The sequence below is a fragment of the Bombella dulcis genome (assembly GCF_026385505.1).
Classification (GTDB): Bacteria; Pseudomonadota; Alphaproteobacteria; order Acetobacterales; family Acetobacteraceae; genus Bombella; species Bombella dulcis.
The window spans coordinates 1-16,711 of the sequence record NZ_JANIDV010000006.1 but is presented as its reverse complement, the minus strand read 5'-3'; the positions used below and the strand labels follow the sequence as shown (position 1 = coordinate 16,711).

The 16,711-nt window shown below is 57.9% G+C and carries 14 protein-coding genes; 9 read left to right on the top strand and 5 right to left on the bottom strand.

The annotated features are described in order from the left end of the window. Positions 1–12: 12 nt before the first annotated feature. The gene (locus NQF87_RS08065; protein WP_266127899.1) at positions 13–1,509 is read right to left on the bottom strand and encodes an HlyD family type I secretion periplasmic adaptor subunit; all 1,497 of its coding nucleotides are present in this window, start codon (positions 1,507–1,509) and stop codon (positions 13–15) included. Beyond that, the gene (locus tag NQF87_RS08060) at positions 1,509–3,719 is read right to left on the bottom strand and encodes a peptidase domain-containing ABC transporter (protein WP_323670724.1); all 2,211 of its coding nucleotides are present in this window, start codon (positions 3,717–3,719) and stop codon (positions 1,509–1,511) included. Before NQF87_RS08060 ends, NQF87_RS08065 begins: the two co-directional genes overlap by 1 nt. Before the next feature lie 420 nt (positions 3,720–4,139). Here NQF87_RS08060 and NQF87_RS08055 point away from each other — a divergent pair, with 420 nt between their 5' ends. After that, positions 4,140–5,636 (top strand): protein adenylyltransferase SelO, encoded by a 1,497-nt coding sequence (locus NQF87_RS08055; RefSeq protein WP_266127898.1) that lies wholly within the window; start codon positions 4,140–4,142, stop codon positions 5,634–5,636. Positions 5,637–5,692: 56 nt separating this feature from the next. On the opposite strand, the gene NQF87_RS08050 is transcribed toward NQF87_RS08055, so the two are convergent. The 3 genes from NQF87_RS08050 to NQF87_RS08040 are packed head-to-tail and all read right to left on the bottom strand — an operon-like array spanning position 5,693 to position 7,401. Then, the gene (locus NQF87_RS08050; protein ID WP_266127942.1) at positions 5,693–6,265 is read right to left on the bottom strand and encodes an invasion associated locus B family protein; all 573 of its coding nucleotides are present in this window, start codon (positions 6,263–6,265) and stop codon (positions 5,693–5,695) included. A gap of 53 nt (positions 6,266–6,318) precedes the next feature. Continuing rightward, on the bottom strand, positions 6,319–6,846 hold the full coding sequence (locus tag NQF87_RS08045) for a DUF5384 family protein (RefSeq protein ID WP_266127897.1): 528 nt from the start codon (positions 6,844–6,846) through the stop codon (positions 6,319–6,321). A gap of 30 nt (positions 6,847–6,876) precedes the next feature. Beyond that, the gene (locus NQF87_RS08040; protein ID WP_266127896.1) at positions 6,877–7,401 is read right to left on the bottom strand and encodes a hypothetical protein; all 525 of its coding nucleotides are present in this window, start codon (positions 7,399–7,401) and stop codon (positions 6,877–6,879) included. A gap of 276 nt (positions 7,402–7,677) precedes the next feature. Here NQF87_RS08040 and NQF87_RS08035 point away from each other — a divergent pair, with 276 nt between their 5' ends. The 8 genes from NQF87_RS08035 (at position 7,678) to NQF87_RS08000 (ending at position 16,634) form a co-directional block, all read left to right on the top strand. Beyond that, a complete protein-coding gene (locus NQF87_RS08035) occupies positions 7,678–8,934 on the top strand; it encodes an adenosylmethionine--8-amino-7-oxononanoate transaminase (RefSeq protein WP_266127895.1) in 1,257 nt (418 codons plus the stop codon). Next, positions 8,931–10,115, top strand: a complete 1,185-nt coding sequence (locus NQF87_RS08030) for an aminotransferase class I/II-fold pyridoxal phosphate-dependent enzyme (protein WP_266127894.1) — start codon at positions 8,931–8,933, stop codon at positions 10,113–10,115. The genes NQF87_RS08035 and NQF87_RS08030 overlap by 4 nt, the downstream gene beginning before the upstream one ends. Further along, a complete protein-coding gene (locus NQF87_RS08025) occupies positions 10,112–10,750 on the top strand; it encodes an alpha/beta fold hydrolase (RefSeq protein WP_266127893.1) in 639 nt (212 codons plus the stop codon). Before NQF87_RS08030 ends, NQF87_RS08025 begins: the two co-directional genes overlap by 4 nt. Further along, entirely contained in the window at positions 10,747–11,523 is a 777-nt protein-coding gene (locus tag NQF87_RS08020; RefSeq protein ID WP_266127892.1) for a methyltransferase, read from the top strand. The genes NQF87_RS08025 and NQF87_RS08020 overlap by 4 nt, the downstream gene beginning before the upstream one ends. Before the next feature lie 4 nt (positions 11,524–11,527). Next, positions 11,528–12,199 carry a dethiobiotin synthase gene (gene bioD / locus NQF87_RS08015; RefSeq protein ID WP_266127891.1) on the top strand — a complete coding sequence of 224 codons (672 nt, stop codon included), beginning with the start codon at positions 11,528–11,530 and terminating at the stop codon, positions 12,197–12,199. Between the two features lie 134 nt (positions 12,200–12,333). After that, positions 12,334–13,869 carry a glucan biosynthesis protein gene (locus tag NQF87_RS08010; RefSeq protein ID WP_266127890.1) on the top strand — a complete coding sequence of 512 codons (1,536 nt, stop codon included), beginning with the start codon at positions 12,334–12,336 and terminating at the stop codon, positions 13,867–13,869. A 5-nt stretch (positions 13,870–13,874) separates the two neighbouring features. Then, positions 13,875–16,049: a glucans biosynthesis glucosyltransferase MdoH gene (gene mdoH / locus NQF87_RS08005; RefSeq protein ID WP_266127889.1), complete on the top strand. Its 2,175-nt coding sequence runs from the start codon at positions 13,875–13,877 to the stop codon at positions 16,047–16,049. Between the two features lie 162 nt (positions 16,050–16,211). After that, positions 16,212–16,634, top strand: a complete 423-nt coding sequence (locus NQF87_RS08000; RefSeq protein ID WP_266127888.1) for an organic hydroperoxide resistance protein — start codon at positions 16,212–16,214, stop codon at positions 16,632–16,634. The last annotated feature ends 77 nt before the right edge of the window (positions 16,635–16,711 follow it).

The window sequence follows — 16,711 nt, the reverse complement described above, 5'->3', positions numbered from 1 at the left end:
CCCCCCCTCCCCTCAGGAAGGCTCTCTCATACCTTCTGTTGCTGCCGGGATTGCACGGCCAAACAAATAATTCAAGATTGTCCGCTTGCCGACATCAATATCAGCCGTCACAGGCATACCCGCACTGGGATGGAAGAAAGAAGGCTGACCATGCAGAGTATATTTATCAATCTTTAGCCGCACACGATAGAAAAGGACAGAGTTACCTTCCTTCATAATGGCAGCAGGATCAATCCCGGCCCTGATATTCCCCTCAACCATCTCAGGTGGTAGAAACGTATCAGCACTAATGAGGTGAACCGTGCCCTTCGCCCCACCGTACTGAACATATGGGAAGCTGGCAAATTTGATGATAGCATGATGCCCCTGCCGTACATAAGCACTATCCTGGGGACTCATAAGAGCTTCCACCTCCAACCCACTTGCTGTCGGTTCCAAGGTAACCACACGCAGAGTTGGGGCGACCATCGCCCCAACAGAGATAGGAGCCACCGTTAGCACGACGCCATCAGACGGAGCCCTCAAATCGATTTCCTTCTGCTGCACCCGCCCCTTGCGGTAATCACTTCTCAGTTGGTCCAGCCTCCGCTGACCGACCACCAGAAAACCATATATCTTGGTCTTCCAGCTCTGAATATAGCTTTCCCGCAGGGCACGGAGTGCATCAAGGCGGTTCTGTGTGCCACCTACCGTCTGCTGGGCCGCAATCAGGGCACGCTCCGTATCCATCAAAGCGTCCTGTGCTCCCAGAGTGGACAGGCGGGACCCCACTTCTTCCTTCTGCTCACGCTCTCTCATGTCCAGCACGGCTTGGGTTACCCTCAACTTACTGGCATACATGGCGGCACTCCCGCGGGCAGCCTGAAGGTCATTCAGCATCCCAGCAATGCGGCGGTCAAAATCCTCAACATGGGCCTGATAATCCGTCTTCATCTGACGGAACACCTGTTCCTGTTGGATGGAAGCAGGAACATTCATATCCGCATGATAATCCACATCTGCCGCTTGTGCCTTCAAACGGAAGACCTCTGCCTGCTGGGATTCCATCTGCGCGGACAAATTATCCATATCTACATCATTCAACGTCGGATCAAGTCGGACCAAAACCTGCCCTTTGCGGACATACTGTCCAACAGATGCGTAAATCGACCGAACACGCCCAGCAGACAACGGTTGGACGACCACGATCGGCGCCGTCGAAATAATCCGGCCTGTGACAGTCACGACCTTATTAAGTGGGAACAATGCCATTGCCAGCACACTCGCCAACACTAACGACCCAACCAACCAAGTAATGTAACGCGCCGAAGCCGTCATCGGCATATTAACCATCCCCAGTGTAGGGGAATGAAACTCCAAAAGAGCTACGGGCACATCATCCGGCGCAAAAGGATCATTAGCCTTGCGAGGCCCTTTATGATTTTCCCCTTCTTCCATCTCCGGTTCAATTCGCTGATCAGCCCCCTGTTGCACAGGACCAACACTGCCTGCCTTTCTCTTCTCCCTCATCAATTTTGTCCTCCCCCTCCAGGCCGTTCTTGCTCCACCTTTTGTCCTGGGTCGCCAGACGACCGAGCATCGGTGGAATTTAACGCCTGAGGCGGCTGCGCCGTCTGCTCAAGATGACGATTCTGCTGAAGCCACAAGGTCCGATATACATCACAGCGTTCCAACAAGACGGTATGAGGCGCAATATCAATAGCACGCCCCTGCTCCATCACAGCGATCTGATCACAATCTACCAATGAAGATAACCGATGGGATACGATCACCATCGTCCGGCCTTTGGCTAGATTCTTGAGGTTGGCATTGACCAAAGCCTCGGATTCTGGGTCAAGAGCCGACGTAGCTTCATCCAAAATCATAAGTTTGGGATCAGAAATCACGGCACGAGCAATAGCCAGACGCTGCCTCTGCCCACCAGAAATATTAGTCGACCCCTCCTCGATCCACGTCTCATAACCCGCCGGCATACGCTCTATGAACTCCTCGGCACCCGCCAGACGGGCAGCCCGGATGACGTCATCTAGCGTCAAGCCAGGACGACCGGCCGTAATGTTGTCATGAATGGTTCCACGGAACAAGAAGTTATCCTGAAGCACCACACCAAAGGACCGCCGTAGATAATGCAAGTTGATCTCCCTCAGATCGACCCCATCAAGACGCAAGTAACCCTGATAGTCACGACTGACCCCCTGAAGGAGACGGGTAATAGTCGATTTACCCGAACCAGAACGCCCCACAAGCCCCAGCATGGTCCCCGCCGGAATGTCAAAATTCACCTCGGATAGTGCCCGAGTAGAAGCCCCGGGGTAGGTAAAGTTAATGTTGCTGAAGCTCAGTGCCCCCTTGATAGGCGGACGCATGCCATGGGTAAGGGCATAGGTTTCCGTCGGCTGGTTCAGCACCTCACCAGCTTCACCCAAGGATACGGTTACTTCATTGAGGGATTCCATGATCTTGGCCAGACTGACCAGTGGAGACGCCACACGGCCACCCAGCATCATGAAGGCCATGAGCGCGCCACCCTGCATGCTGCTCGAATCCGTCAGCACCAGATAGGCACCCACAAGAATAATACCCCGGTTGATGAACATATTGAGCGGCTGGACCATCGTGCTGACCCAGTTGGCCAGACGCTGGGAGGCCAGACGCCAATGAATGACGACAGCCGTACGATTGTCCCATTCGGCCCGGCGGGTATTCTCGAGAGCCAGTGTTTTGACGGTTCGGATACCAGCCACGGTTTCATACAGGGTGGCTCCGCGCTGCATCTCCGCACGAACCATCTTGCCCGCCACGCGGCTGACTACAGGCAACATGATGACCACGATGAGACCGATAGCCCCTGCACTCACCAAGGTCAGCCACGCTAGAGTGGAACTCATATAAAACAACACGGGCATGACGACCAAAAGCATGAACATATCCAGCAGAGTATTCAGTACCTGCCCGGTCATGAAATCACGCACCTTGAAGATAGAATTAAACCGCCCCAACACCTCACCAGCCTGCTGCCGCTCATAAAACTCCAACGGCAAGGCTAACAGACGGTTAAAAGCATGGAGGGAAATGCGAGCATCAAGCCGAGTGGTAACTACCAAAGTCAGCTCCTGCCGGGCATAGGTTAATAAAACTTCATAAAGACTGAGGATAACGACAAATCCAGTCAAAGAAACAAGAGTTGCCATGGAATGATAATTGACGACCCTATCCACCACCTGCATGACGATCATCGCTGGGAAAAGCCCCAGCACGCTCAGAATCATGGACGAGAAAACAATGTCTCTCAGACCCTGCTTTTCTCGCAGAACCATCTTAGCGAACCAGTGGAAATCGAAATTAGCATCAGCTTCCGATTCATCACTACGCCGTTTGATAAGAACAATATCACCAGTCCAAAGCTGCATCAGCCGCAGCTCATCAATTGGAACAGGCGGCTCCCCCTCACCCTTTAGAGGGTCGCGCAGCCAGACGATACCCTTCTCAGGGTCCGTGCGAACCAGCAAGCCCGCCGAGCCATCACGAAATAGCAAAACAACAGGTGGCGTGTAACCCAGCTTAACAAGATACCGCCACCGCAACCGCATCCCCTTGGCAACGGCACCAAAATCCCTCAGCCAACGAACGAGGGTGGCAGGTGACGGAGATGATTCACCTGGTTCTGCAGCAAAATCCCGTATATCAAGCTCGATCCCGTGATACCGTGCAGCAGCCATAACTGCATACAAGCGTATATGAACAGGGCTGATCCTCTGAACTGACGACCTCTCTGCGCTGTTACTTTCCACCCCTTGGGTGCAAGACGCACGCCCTCCAGCATTACGCCCGGAAGACTGTTTGCCAGTTGGAGGCTGGTTCTCCACAGGATATCCTTAATCTTGTCTCAATTATCCGCGTTAGAGCTCTATCAATTTTGGCACACCCACACGCAACATGGTTTACGAATTCTATAGGGTATTATACCCTACAGCAAGGGTACATTACGAATGTTGCTAAAACTTTTTTATCCGAATGATACATATCCACCCTAACTTTCTTGCATCTTTCTTCCATTCCTTTCATCTCCTTAACTCATCTGGAGGAAACTCCATACATCAGATAAGTTGCCCCTATTAACAACGAAAAAAGACCGCTTCATGCCTATTCCCCCTCTTTATGCGACATCCCTACCCGATCTTTTTCACCGCACTATTACTCCAGCTACATCTTCATCCCCCCGGATTATTACCCTGAATATCACACTCGCCCAGCATCTGGGACTGGATGTGGACTGGCTGCACTCTCCATCCGGAATAGCCTTCCTCTCCCGTGGGGTTCTGCCGGAAGAGGGACGGAAGGACACCCCCTGGGCGGGCCCCGTCGCCACCGCTTATGCGGGGCACCAGTTCGGACATTTCGTACCGTCTCTGGGGGATGGCAGGGCCGCCCTCATCGCAGACTGCCGGACAGACGACGGCCGCACCGTGGAACTCCAGATCAAGGGAACAGGGCCAACCCCCTTCTCCCGTAGTGGCGACGGAAAGAATACACTTGGCCCCGCCCTGAGAGAATATCTTGTCAGCGAGGCCATGCATGCCCTTGGTATCCCCACCACACGGGCACTGGCCGTCCTGACCACTGGTGAAACGGTCGAACGGGAAAGCGGCCCCGTTCCCGGTGCCATGATCATACGGACAGCCCGCAGCCATATAAGGGTTGGAAGTTTTCAGTATGCCGCCGTTCATGGCGGGCTGGACCATGTCCGGCAGCTGGCCGATTTCACCATCCAGCGTCTCTATCCTGAACTCTCCAAAACGGAAGGCCCGGAGCGTTACCTGTCCCTGCTGAAAACCGTCATCAGGCGGCAGGCACAGCTTGTGGCCCGCTGGATGGAAGTCGGTTTCATTCATGGTGTGATGAACACGGACAACTGCGCCCTCTCCGGGGAAACACTGGATTACGGCCCCTGCGCCTTCATGGACCGGTTTGACCCGATGAAATGCTTCAGCTCCATCGACCGGGAAAGCCGCTACGCCTATGGCCGCCAGCCTGCCCTGGCCCTCTGGAATCTCAGCCGTCTGGCAGAATGTCTCTTCCCGCTGTTCGACGCTGACGAAAACAGGGCCATCGAACAGGCCCAGGAGGCCCTGCACGACTATGACAGCCTCCTCCACCATTACTGGCTGGCCGGTTTCCGCCGCAAGCTGGGACTGGAAGAACATGACGAGCATGACATCCGCCTGCTGGAACATATTCTGGAAACCATGCATACGGGCAAAGCAGACTTCACCAATGCCTTCCGTATGCTTGGCTCTCCCGGTGTAGCCATCGGAGGCAATTACACGGCCCTGCGGGAACTGTTCCCCGGCAATAAAGGCCATTTCGACCTGTGCTGGACCGAAATCCTCCACCGCCTGACGCTTGAGAAACGCCCTACCGACATCCGCCAGCAGGCCATGCAGGCAACAAACCCCCGCATCATTCCCCGGAATCATCAGGTCGAGGCCGTTCTGTCACAGGCCCTCAAAGGCAATTACCAACCCTTCCATGACCTGCATGACGCCCTGAAAACACCTTTTGCAGACAGTCATGACGGGCTGGATGCCCCACCCCGACCAGAAGAAGAAATCAGCTACACCTTCTGCGGGACATGAAACCGGCATGATCCCTGTGCCCCACAAGGCGAGGGGCGGGGATCATGCACAGGCACTCACTGCTGCGTCAGGACACGAATACGCTGAAGAGCGTGAGCCAAACCCTGCGTCGAAAAGAAAAGTTTCATCGGCTGGCCAGAAAACGTCATGGCCGTAAGAACAGCTCTCTTCTCTTTCAACAGAGTGCTCCACTGCCGTTCGTCAAAAGAAAGCGGTACAAAACAACCCATTGGCAAACAGGTTGAAAAAGCATAACTATCACCCACCGGCTCAGAAGCATTAGTCAAGGTCACACCACGCACAAGGTCCAAGCCGAAGGGAACGGTAACCAGACCACGCACCTGCACACCATCTGGCTCCAGACGTATACTCATGACTAATCGGTGTGACTGGCTGTCCAATACCTGCTGCCGTGCAAAACACTGCTTGCCCCTACCACCACTTACCGCACTAGGAGTCTGACAAACAACCTGCCAGTCCTGATACCTTTCTAACAAAACACTGGGATTATTAGAAAGATTCAACGTCGCATGAGCAGATGCTCCCAACAAAAACGTCAGGCCACACAGCCCCCCCAGCAACCGCCCTATCTTCATACCTCGTCCCATAACGCTCTGCCCCTGAACCATTTCAATCACTTGCGGATCCTATAGACCACAGAAACTGGCGCATCACCAGTCTGTCAGTTGCTTTCCCACCAATGACGTTGCTCCATCTTGGCAGCTTCACCGAGATCGGACTTCAGCTTCGCATCCCCCTGCGCACTCTGGAGCACGCGGTCCGTCTCTGCCTGCTTCTGGGCCAGATCAGCCTTGATGACATCATCTTCTCGGCTGGCACGGGCCTCCAGCATCTTCAGCTTGAGCTGCTGCTCCTGAAGCTCAAGCATCCGGCTGGCTTCCCGGTACCGCCTGTCATTTTCCCAGTCCGTCTGGGTACGGCTGTTCCGGCTGGCGGCGATGCGGGCCGCACTGTCCGCAGCCTGCCTGCGCAGACGTTCCTGCCGCTGCTGCGCCTGCCGGGCGGCCTGCTGCTGGGCGGCTTCCAGTGCCAGACGCCGCTGGTCCTGACTGTCCTGAATCCGTCCCAGAAGTTCAAGCTGTGCCGGATCTGTCGCCTGGGCATGGGCCAGATGCCCCAGACTCCCAACACCGCTCACCCCCAGCGCCAGACACAGCAATCCGACATTCCATCCAGAAAGACGTACCATTTCATCCACCTTTTCCGCAGTATTCGTTCCTTAACGCCGAACTGGGCAGGCGGCATTGGGCTGGATACGAGTCCCATTACCACCCGTCGAGACCAGAAGTGCCGTACCCGGCTTATACTCACAAGTCCTGCCCACCTGCGTAGAGAGCAGAACATCCCCACCCGCTCGATCCTGATAGGCAATCGTCACACCATTAACGAGCGTATGGCCACCAACAACCTGCCCACCGACCATGGTCCCCCCAATGGCCCCGCCAGCACCGGCCGCCAGACCACCACCCCAGCCAGAATGGCCAGCCCCAACGGCCAAGCCACTGCCCAGAGCCGCCCCCAGAATGCCGCCAATGATCTTTGCCGTCTGCCGGTTGCGGGAATTGTCGACATTCACCCGGGCAGCAGACACGGAAATGATCTGCACGGCACGCCCCCGCTGCAACGTATTGACCTGTGACTGGTCATACACGTCCGGCCGTGATTCCAGACCCGGCGTCGTGCAGGCCCCGAGAGCCAGAAAAGGCACGATCATGACGGCCATCAGGCCACGAATTTTCAACATGGTCTCTCCATTTCTCCAGAACAGTCTGCCACCACACAAGATCGTCATGCAGGGCCTGATGGCGGGCCCACCAATGATACAGACTATCGGACACCAGCCATCAGGAGCCTCGACCGGCCCTTTTTCCAGAAACGGGAACCTCATCGTCAAGTAAGATTTTTGCAAACTTTTCCAACCCTTGCCCTGACTCCTGGCTACCATTCCACCTTTACGGAACGATACGGGTCCGATAGTGAACCTCTTTGTCATCCCTGACTGTCAGACGGACACCTCTCCATGACCACTGCCAGCACCCTCCTCCATCTCTGGCTGCCCTATAGCCAGATGCAGACTGCTCCCATGCCGGTGGAGGCCGCCTCCACCTCTGGCAGCACCATCACCCTTGCGGATGGGCGGACACTTGTTGATGGCATCGCCTCATGGTGGACAGCCTGCCACGGCTACAATCATCCCCATATCCGGCAGGCCCTCGTGAAACAGGCCGAGGCGATGCCGCATGTCATGTTCGGCGGCATGGTCCATCAGCCCGCCATGACACTGGCCCGGCGTCTGACAGACCGGCTGCCGGGTGATCTGGAGCGGGTCTTCTTCACGGATTCAGGGTCGGTGGCGATGGAGGTCGCCGCCAAGATGGCCATCCAGTACCAGCTCAATCGGCGGCGGGAGGGACGGCACAAGCTGCTCTCCTTCCGGGGCGGGTATCATGGCGATACGCTGGCCATGATGGCCGTCTGCGACCCGGAAGAAGGGATGCACCGCCTCTTTGGAGACGCCCTGACACCGCAGGTCATTGCCGACCTCCCCACCACACCGGAGACACTGGCTGCGCTGGAGGCCCTGCTTTCCGAACGGGGGCACGAGATTGCCGCCATCATCACCGAACCGCTCGTGCAGGGAGCAGGCGGGATGCTCTTCCATGAGCCGGAAACCCTCCGCCATCTCCGCCGCCTCTGTGATGAACAGGGCATCCTGCTCATCATCGATGAAGTCTTCACCGGTTTCGGCCGGACAGGGACGTTCTTTGCCTGCGAGCAGGCCGGAATCACGCCGGACATCGTGGCTCTCTCCAAGGCCCTGACAGGCGGTACCATGCCCCTTGCCGCCACCATTGCCCGGAAACATGTGTTTGAGGCCTTCCTGTCGGATGACCCGCTCCATGCCCTCATGCATGGCCCAACTTTCATGGCCAATCCGCTGGCCTGTGCCGTGGCCAATGCCTCGCTGGACCTGTTCGATCAGGAGCCACGGCTGGAGCAGGTCCGGGCCATCAGTGCCCAGATGACTGCGGAACTGGAACCCTGCCGCTCCCTGCCCGGCGTGAAGGATGTCCGTGTTCTGGGAGCCATCGGCGTCGTGGAACTGGACAGGCTGGATGACCCGGAAACCCTCAAACGGGCCTTCATCGAAAGAAGCGTCTGGGTGCGGCCTTTCCGGCGCATTGTCTATCTCACGCCCGCTTTCACCATCACGCCTGATGAACTGAGCAGACTGACCAGCAGCATCCATCATGTCCTGAAGGACCATCTGGGATGAATGCCTTCCAGTCCGCCCTTCAGGCCGCCCTGTATGAACGGGACCAGCAGCAGACACGCCGCCATCTCGTCCCCGTGGAACGGCAGGACGGCTCCCTGCTCCGTCAGGGCCGCAGGCTGGTCGATGTCACCTCCAACGACTATCTCGGCCTTGCGGACCATCCCCTGCTGCGCCAGCGTGCAGCGGACTGGGCAGAACGCTACGGCACGGGCGCACGGGCCTCCCGCCTTGTCAGCGGCACCCTGCCCCTGCACACGCAGCTGGAAGAAAAGCTGGCCCGCTTCAAGAAAAGTGAGGCCGCCCTGCTCTTTGCCAGCGGATGGCAGGCCAATGCCTCGCTGCTCCCAGCTCTCAACCACCTCTCCCGCCAGCAGATGGGTCATCCGGCCATCCTCTTCATGGACCGTCTGAACCATGCCAGCCTGCATCATGGCTGTCTGGCAGCCGGGCTGCGGCAGGTGCGCTTCCGCCATAATGACCTTGCCCATCTGGAAAATCTGCTGGAACGCCATGCCGACCAGCCGGGCCTGAAATTCATCATCACCGAGAGTGTCTTCTCGATGGATGGAGACCGGGCCGACATCCCCGCCCTGCGCAGACTGGCGGACCGTTACGGGACTTTCCTCTATGTCGATGAGGCCCATGCTACTGCCGTGCTGGGGCCGGAAGGATGCGGCCTGTCCAACGGACTGGCAGACATTACCATGAGTACCGCCAGCAAGGCCCTTGGTGGCATGGGAGCGTTCGTGACAGGCAGTCAGGCCCTCTGCGATTATCTGGTCAATCAGGCATCCGGTTTCATTTACAGCACGGCCCTGCCGCCCGCCTGCCTCGGGGCACTGGATGCCGCCCTTGAAATCGTCCCCCCTCTGGACGCTGAACGCCAGCACCTCCAGCATCAAGCCGACCGCCTGCGCCAGCGGCTGAATGATGCGGGCTGGGACACCGGGCCTTCCAGCACGCAGATCATTCCGGTCATGATCGGAGAGAGCGGAACGGCCCTGCATGTCGCCCGCTCTCTGGAAAAGAAAGGCTTCCTCAGCATTGCCATACGCCCGCCTACTGTTCCGCCCGGCACGGCCCGCCTGCGGATCGCTCTGGAAAGCCGCCTTTCCGCCGCCACCATAGACCGGCTCGGTGATGCCCTGCTGGACAGCCTGCGGAGTGTGACGCCCCGATGACGATACTCTATTTCCAGCATGGCTGGGGCTATGACGCCAGCTTCTGGACGCCCCTGCGAAACCACCTGCGGGACTTCCAGCATGTCTGCGGGGAAGCGGGCTATTTCGGGGCGGAGGCACGGTCTGACCTGCCACAAGACCCCTTCTGGGCGGTGGGACACTCTGCCGGAGCCTGCTCCCTTCTGGCTCTGGATGCCCCTCACTGCCTTGGTCTCATCAGCATCAATGGCTTTGCCCGATTCACCAGGACCGAAAATTTCCCGGAAGGTGTCCCGGAACGCATTCTGCATCGCATGATCCGGCAACTGGACCGCCAGCCGGAACCTGTCCTGCACCAGTTCCGCCAGATGTGTGGTGAAGCTGATCCCGCCCTCCCGGCCACGCTGGATCATGACGCCCTGAAGGCTGGTCTTTCCGCCCTGGCCGCCATGGAGCATCGCCCGCTCCTGTCCCGATGGAAAGGACGGCTCCACAGCCTGCACAGCCCGGATGACCCCCTCTCTCCCGCCAGAAACGGGCTGGGACTGGACGCAGCCAGCATCAGCCTGCCCGGCGGGCATCTGCTGCCATGCACCCATCCGCAGGACTGTGCCGCTCTTCTGACACGCATCATCAGAAATACTTCTGCTGTATGACAGACAGCCGCAGGACCAGCATCGCCGCCCGTTTTGATGCCGCCCATGACTATGAACGGGCTGCTTTCATCCAGAAACAGTGCGCCCGGATGCTGGCCGGACGCATCCGCCAGCATCATGCCACTCAACCGCCCCGCCGGATTCTGGAATTTGGCTGCGGCACGGGCCTGCTGAGCCGGGAACTGGTCTCTTCCTTTCCGGAGGCAGAATTCCATCTCACGGACATTGCTCCTGCCATGCTGGAGCGTACCCGCCGTAATCTGGCTCCTCTTCCGGCAGCCGTGCATCTCCATGTCATGGATGGCGAAAATCCGCAGCTACAGGGAGCAGAGGACGGGTTCGACCTCATTATCTCCAGTCTCTGCCTTCAGTGGTTTGAAGACCGGGCAAGGGCTTTCCGTGCCCTTATAGCTCTCTTACGGCCCGGAGGACGGCTGATGGTCAGCACCCTGCTGGCAGGCAGCCTGCGTGAATGGCGGGAGAGCTGTAAAAATGCCGCCATCCCCTGCGGCGTGCCCGACTACCCCAGTCTTGCCCAGCTTCAGGAAGACTGGCCTCCGGATGGTCATGGCACATGGGACGTCTGCACGCTTCATGATCCTGCCCCTTCGGCACGACAGTTTCTTCAGGGCCTGCGCATGATCGGGGCCTCCCTGCCACGGGAAGGGCATCAGCCCGCCCACGGGCTTCGCAGGGCCATGCGGCATTTTGACAGTCATTTTGACCATGTGACCTATCAGGCCGCCTTTGGCGTCTTCCAGAAAGGATGCTGACCCCATGCTGCTTCAGCCGCCACCAGCCCTGCCACGCACCGCTCCCAGGGGCATCTTCATCACCGGGACGGATACCGGCATTGGCAAGACCCTCACCAGTGCCATCCTGACAAAAGCGTGGCAGGGAACGTACTGGAAGCCCTTCCAGACCGGCCTTGCGGAAGAGGCGGGCGATACGCCCACCATCCAGCATCTGACCGGCCTGCCCGCAGAGCATATCCTACCCCCGACCTATGCCCTTCAGGCCCCTCTCTCCCCTGCAGCTGCCAGTGTTCTTGAGGGCGTGACGCTCGAGCCTGAACAGCTCACCCTGCCCGAAGCCCCACATTCACCACTGATTGTGGAAGGAGCAGGCGGCCTCATGGTGCCTCTCACGGATGACATGCTGATGATCGACCTCATCGCCCAGCTGGGCCTGCCTGTCATTCTGGTCACAAGAAGCGGGCTGGGAACACTCAACCACACGCTGCTCAGCCTTGAAGCCCTGTACCAGCGGCGGATTCCCGTCCTGGGATTTATCACCAACGGGCCGAAGATGCCGGAAAACAGCCGGACACTGGAGCGACTGGGCCAGTGCCGTGCCCTCCATCACATTCCCGCCCCACCCTCTGCACCCGAAACAAAAGATATCAGCCGGATAGCAGCACAGATTCCACCATGGAAAAGCCTGTGGTAAGAATAAATCTCTTTCAATGAGGGGAAAACTACATATTTTTAATGTAGCCTGCCATGAAAATACCATTCCCCCGCCTTCCGATGACAGGCTAGACAGGGTCCACATTACAGACTGCAGGGTTTTTAAATCTCATTATGAAAATGCATCGTCGTGAACTTGTAAAAGCCGGTCTGGGGCTTGGAGCTGGACTGACCCTTGCGGGAGGACGCTCCCTGAAGGCCCAGACAGTGGACGTGGCACCGACACGTTTTGATGACAGCACCGTCCGGTCTCTGGCGCAGGGGCTGGCCAGCAAGAGCTATCAGCCGCCACAGAAGGACCTGCCGGATGCACTGGCGCATATGACCTTCGACCAGTTCTCATCCATCCAGTTCAATCCGGAAAAGACCCTCTGGGGGCAGGACCGTCTTGCCTTTGACATCCAGTTCTTTCCCCGTGGCTATCTCTATAAACAGAAAGTCGATGTGTTCGAAGTCGAGAACGGGGCAGCCCATCCTGTTCCCTGCACGGCGGACATGTTCAGCAGCAGAACTTCTTCCCTGAATGTCAGTGCCGAGACGGGCTTTTCCGGACTGCGCATCCGCTATGCTCTCAATCAGCCGGGCGTGATGGAAGAATGCGCCGTGTTTCTCGGGGCTTCCTACTTCCGGGCTGTAGCCAGGGGCCAGAATTACGGCCTGTCCGCCCGTGGATTCGCCAAGGATACGGGGACATCCACGGGAGAAGAGTTCCCCGTATTCCGTGCGTTCTGGCTGGAGAAACCCGCAGCAGGCAGCCAGTCTCTTGTGCTCCATGCCCTGATGGACAGCCCCTCCCTGACGGGGGCCTTCCGCTTCACCATCCGGCCGGGTGAAACAACCCTGTTTGATGTCCAGTCCTCCTTCTTCCCCCGGGTGGACATCACGGCGGGTGGGATCGCCCCCCTGACGGGCATGTACTACTTCGATGCCAATGACCGGAGGCATGTCAATGACTGGCGGCCAGCGGCCCATGACAGCGAAGCCCTCCAGATATGGACGGGTGCCGGCCAGAACATCTATCGCCCGCTGACCAACCCGACCGACCTCCAGCTGTCTTCTTTCAGCGATGCCGGGCCTTATGGTTACGGGCTGATGCAGCGCAAACGGTCTTTCCATGATTATGAAGACCTTGCCCTGCATTATGAGAAACGGCCTTCCCTCTGGGTGGAGCCTGTCGGCAACTGGGGAAAGGGCAGTGTCAATCTGGTGGAAATCCCCACCCCCAGCGAGGTCAACGACAATATCGTGTCCTTCTGGCGTCCCCAGAATCCCATGAAGGCTGGACAGGGCTACAATTTCACCTACCGCATGTACTGGGGCTGGGATACGCCCTGGCCGACCCATCTGGCCCGCATCCATGATACCCGTGTCGGAGCCGTGACGGATCATCCTGACAAGGTGCAGTTTGTTCTGGACTTCAACGGCGAGCCATTCCGTGCCCTGCCGAATGATACGGCCTATCATCTGCTCGTGCAGACATCTGCCGGAACGGTCGAGGCCACGGCACTGATGCCCAATCCTGAAATCAACGGCATCCGTGCCTTCTTCGAGCTGACTCCCGGCACGGCAAAACTCTGTGAACTCCAGGCTCAGCTGGCCAATGCACAAGGCCCCGTTTCCGAAACATGGCTATACCGCTGGACCCCGTAAGACAGATGACCACACATACCCAGCAGAATTCCTTCCTTCCACCTGAAGCCCCGCTGGCCATGCCGGTGCAGGACCTCCACAGGGCACCAGACCGGCATGGCCGGTCCTTCTGGTGGCTGCCTACGACACCCACACTGCTCTGGCTGCGGCGTCTGGCCGTCTTCGGCACGGCCTTTCTGCTGACCGGCTACAGTGTGGTGAAGATCAATGCCGTCTTCAACTCACTGGGAACGAGTACGCTGGGGATCATCATGCTGGGGCTGTTCAGCATCCTCAGCTTCTGGATTTCACTTTCCTGCGCTTCTGCACTGGGTGGGTTCTGGGCGATGCTGCGTCATGGCGGGCTGGGGCTTGGCATCCGCCGCACCGGTCCTCTGCCGGAACTTTCCAGCAAGACTGCCATTCTGCTTCCGACCTATAATGAACCGCCCCAGCGGGTGATGATCAATCTCCGGGCCATGCTCAAAAGCCTTCAGGAAACCGGGCAGGGCGAGCATTTTGACATTTTCATCCTCTCCGACACGACGGACCCGGACATCTGGATACAGGAAGAACAGGCTGTTCTGGACCTCCACAGACAGGATTATGCCCGCAGGCACCTGTTCTACCGTCGCCGCTTCAAAAACACGGATCGCAAGGCGGGGAATATTGGTGACTGGGTGACCCGTTTTGGCGGAGCCTATCCAGCCATGCTCACCCTTGATGCGGACAGTCTGATGGATGGCGGGCTGATCGTCCGTCTGGCTGCCGCCATGGAGCAGCATGAACAGGTTGGTCTCATCCAGAGTCTGCCCGTCATCGTGGGCGGGCAGACACTTTTTGCCCGGATGCAGCAGTTTGCCGGACGTGTCTATGGTCCCCTGATTGCACAGGGCATTGCCTGGTGGCATGGCTCTGAAGGCAATTACTGGGGTCATAATGCCATCATCCGTACCCGGGCCTTTGCCGAACAGGCTGGTCTGCCACATCTGCCCGGCAAGCCGCCTTTTGGCGGGCACATCCTCAGCCATGACTTCATTGAAGCGGCCTTGATGCGCCGTGGCGGCTGGGCCATCCATATGGTTCCGGGTCTCAGTGGTTCCTATGAAGAAAGCCCCCCTTCCCTGACGGATATTGCCGTGCGGGACCGCCGCTGGTGTCAGGGGAACCTCCAGCACGCCCGTATTCTCTTCACCAGAGGGATGCACTGGGTGAGCCGGTCCCACATGCTGGTGGGTATTGGCTCCTACATCATGTCGCCGCTCTGGCTGCTGTTCCTGCTCTTTGGCATTCTTATCGCCCTGCAGGCCCATTTCTATCATCCGGAATATTTCAGCACGCAACGCAGCCTCTACCCACACTGGCCCCATGTGGACCCCATTCTGGCCCGGCTGGTCTTCATCCAGACCATGATCGTGCTTCTAGCCCCTAAGGCCCTGGCATTCATTGCCATCTGTTTTGACCCGAAAGAGCGGGAACAGGCTGGTGGTGTGGTGCGGCTTGGCTGGTCCATCCTTCTGGAAACATTAATTGGTGCGCTGATTGCGCCGATCGCCATGCTGATCCAGACCTCAGCCATCCTGTCCATTCTGCTGGGACGGGACTCCGGCTGGAAAGCCCAGAACCGTGACGATGGCAGTCTGCCCTGGGCTGATACCATCCGGAAATACTGGTTCTACAGCCTGTTCGGCCTCATTCTGAGTGCCGCGGCATGGTCCGTCTCCCTGTCCCTGTTCCTCTGGATGCTGCCTGTCCTGATCGGACTGCTGCTGGCCATTCCACTGGTGGGCTTCACCAGCAGCAGCCGTATCGGACAGGCAATGCGCAAAGCTGGTCTTCTTCTCATTCCTGAAGAAACAGCCCCTCCCCCGATCATTCAGCGTGCCCTTGAAGAGCGGAATCACCCTCATCCCGTGATCGTGGAGGCCTTCCATGCGCTCCGTAGCAATGGGGAACTGAGACATGCCCATCTGGCTACCCTGCCAGCCCCCCGCAAAGCTGGAGACCCGATCTCCGTTCCCCTGTTGACAGGCTCTTTGAAATTGCAGGAAAGCTCCACTCTGGAAGCTGCTCTCTCCCAGCTGACGCCTGCTGAAAAAGCGGCGGTTCTCAGCTGTGCCAGTGACATCGCCATTCTGGCCGACCTGCCTGTCCACACGTCCAATCTGATGGATGAAGACGGCCCGAGCCATATCCATTGACAGTGGTCTTTAGGGGTTACATGCAATTTTTATGCAGTAACCCCATTGTCTGTCCAATCACGCACCCCATCTCTTAAACAGACGTCTTCGCTGGGACTGATTGAATCTGCGAGACATCTGAAAACCCTCTAAGGAAGGCCCATGGGGGCCGGGAGTGCATTTATGTCCATCAATGTTGTTTACAAGACCACAGCCCGTGCGACCGGTGGCCGTGATGGGTCTGCCGAGACCACCGATGGCAGCTTCCGTGTCAATCTCGGCGTGCCCAAGGAAATGGGTGGCGATGGTAAGGGTAACAATCCGGAACAGCTTTTTGCTGCCGGTTACTCTGCCTGTTTCCTCGGTGCCATGAAGTTCGTCGCCGGTGAAGAGAAGATCGACATTCCTGCTGATACACACGTACAGGCAACGGTTGGTATCGGTCCCCGCTCTGATGGTGGGTTCGGTCTTGAAGTTGCCATTGAAGTCTCCCTGCCGGGCATGGACCGCACCAAGGCTGCCGAACTGGTGAAGAAGACGGAGTTTGTCTGCCCTTACGCCAATGCTACCAAGGGGAACATCAAGACGGTCGTTACTCTGGTCTGATGGGCTGGATTTTTTCAGCCGAAATAAAGGAGGCGCATCCCGCAGTGGATGCGTTTTCTTCGTTTGAGCAGCTTCAT